Genomic DNA, 2,426 nt, shown 5'->3' on the forward strand with positions numbered 1-2,426 from the left:
ACGCACTGCGTTTAACCAAGTAGTTTCAACATCGTGAGCTGTTAATGGAAAGTCTGTATTTTCTGGTTCCCTGTGCACTGGTCTTTATTGGTCTGGCAATCAAGGTGCTGTTTTGGGCGATCAACAATGGCCAATACGACAACCTTGATACCGAGGCGCATCGCATTTTGTTTGATGCGGATAAATCCAAAAAAGCCCAATCCCCGACGGCTGCTGACACCTCCGACGATAAGAATCCTCAAGCATGATAATCGAATGGTCTGCCCTTACTGCCGCATTTCTGCTCGGCCTCTTTAGTAGCGCTCATTGCGTGGGTATGTGCGGCGGCATTATGGGCGCGTTGAGCATGGCGATACCGGCCAATGCCAGGGCGCGCCGCTGGATAATCCTGCTCAGCTATAACCTTGGGCGGATCTTCAGCTACGCATTGATGGGCGCGATAGTTGGTATCTTTGCGCAGCAGATTACTGAATCGGGTGGGGCGGTGTGGCTGCGTTGGCTGGCTGGTTTGCTGTTGATCGCCATGGGGCTGTACCTTGCCAACTGGTGGCGTGGCTTGACCTATCTGGAAACCGGCGGTCGCTATCTGTGGGCCTATGTGCAGCCTTTGGGTAAAGCCTTAATGCCAGTTGATAACAACGCCAAAGCGCTTGCATTGGGTGGAATATGGGGATGGTTGCCCTGTGGGTTGGTCTATTCGGCACTGGCTTATGCCATGGCGCAAGGCGATGCAATCGGAGGCGGCCTGGTCATGCTCGCGTTCGGTTTGGGCACTTTACCTGCCGTACTGGCCACCGGTTTTGTCGCCCAGCAGTTGGGGCGCTTGTTGCAGCGCCGCCAAATTCGCTGGAGTTTTGCATTGGCGGTGATTCTGTTTGGACTCTGGACTATATGGGGCGGCGGCCATGGCAGCCATCAGCACCAGCATGACCACCATCAATCGATGGAGGAGGGTATGAATCACTCGGCGATGGGGCACTCAGGAATGGATCATTCGGCGATGGATCACTCTGGAATGAATCACGCCAATATGGATCACTCCACCACACTCCAACAATCGGCCGAACCAGAATCTGTGCGCGAACAGACAGACACCCATCACCACCATTCCGTAACATCCTCAGATGCAGCGCATGAATAGCACTGGTAAAAACTCTTAACAGTGTTGTGCTAGGCGAACGAATTTCACCATGCTAAGGTGCGCGCCTGCTAAGCTTGAAACTGAAGTGATACTTTTTTGTCCAAGTGTTTACCAACAGTTTTATCGTCTGTTCTCTAGCGAGCGTCTGAGATATCACTATGATCAAAACCCCGCGTATCGGGTTCTTCTGCGCTTTACATGTTTTATCGACGGTTGTTTTTGGGGTTCTGTCCGTGGGTGCGCATGCCCAAACTGAACCGGCTGTCGATACCGATCCCAGCTGCGAAAATTTTTATGTCTCGCGTGAGAAAGTGGCTGATGCCAAAGACACTCGTATTGATTCCAAATTGTTTGACGGTCTTGAAGGCAAACACATCCGCAGTATCCAGTTCAATACGCTCTCGGTGTTCGACGAGAATGATCCTGATGAAAATAACTGGCTGTATTTATCCCTAAATAAATTGCATATCAATACCCGCCCCAAGGTTGTGCGCGCGCAATTACTTTTTGAAGAAGGTGAGGCTCTGAATGTTAAAAAAATTCAGGAAAGTGAACGTATTTTGCGTAAGCGCCCTTATCTTACTAACGCCTACATAATCCCCGTCATCGTCTGTGCCGATCAGGTAGACATAATGGTGGTAACGCAGGATGCATGGGCACTTGAGCCACAATTATCACTTAGCAAAGAATCTGAAGGTACCAAATCCGGTTTTGCAATTGCCGACGGTAATATTTTTGGTACTGGCAATAGTTTGACCGTTGGTTATGAAGAAAACACCCAGCGCAATTTAATCAGTTACGATTTCAGCAACCCGCATATTTTTAATTCACAAATAGCCACGCGGATTTATTACGCCGACACCAGTGATGGGCGCGATACTATTTTTGATGTTTCCCATCCGTTTTATTCATTGGAAACTCCCTGGGCTGCCGGATTTTATACGCAAGACGTAACGCTTGAAGAACCCATCCGCCACATGGATGAACAGATTAACGAATTCCGCCACCAAACCATGCACAACCGCATTTATTTTGGTTTGGCGACAGACGTAACACCGACCCATACACAACGTTGGTTGGTGGGTATTTCCAATGAGGAAGATAATTTTTTTGCAACAGACGATACCTTGCAGGCAATTCCCGGTGAGCGTAAAGCTGTCTATCCCTGGATTGAATATCAATATCTTGAAAATCGTTACGGTGTATTTAAAAACGTCAATCAAATCCAACGCCCGGAAGATATCGCACTCGGCCAGAATTTGAGTTTTCGTTTGGGATATGCCGG

General features: G+C 48.9%; 2 protein-coding genes and 1 pseudogene. All 3 read left to right on the top strand.

Annotated features, from left to right (window positions below; genetic code table 11):
• The first annotated feature begins 44 nt into the window (after positions 1-44).
• Entirely contained in the window at positions 45-248 is a 204-nt protein-coding gene (gene ccoS / locus ACWA6V_RS20605) for a cbb3-type cytochrome oxidase assembly protein CcoS (RefSeq protein ID WP_449524243.1), read from the top strand.
• Entirely contained in the window at positions 245-1,141 is an 897-nt protein-coding gene (locus ACWA6V_RS20610; protein ID WP_449524244.1) for a sulfite exporter TauE/SafE family protein, read from the top strand. Before ccoS ends, ACWA6V_RS20610 begins: the two co-directional genes overlap by 4 nt.
• Before the next feature lie 233 nt (positions 1,142-1,374).
• Positions 1,375-2,426 (top strand): annotated as a pseudogene (locus tag ACWA6V_RS20615) (hypothetical protein); the annotation flags it as partial.

The sequence above is a fragment of the Cellvibrio sp. genome (genome assembly GCF_053579595.1).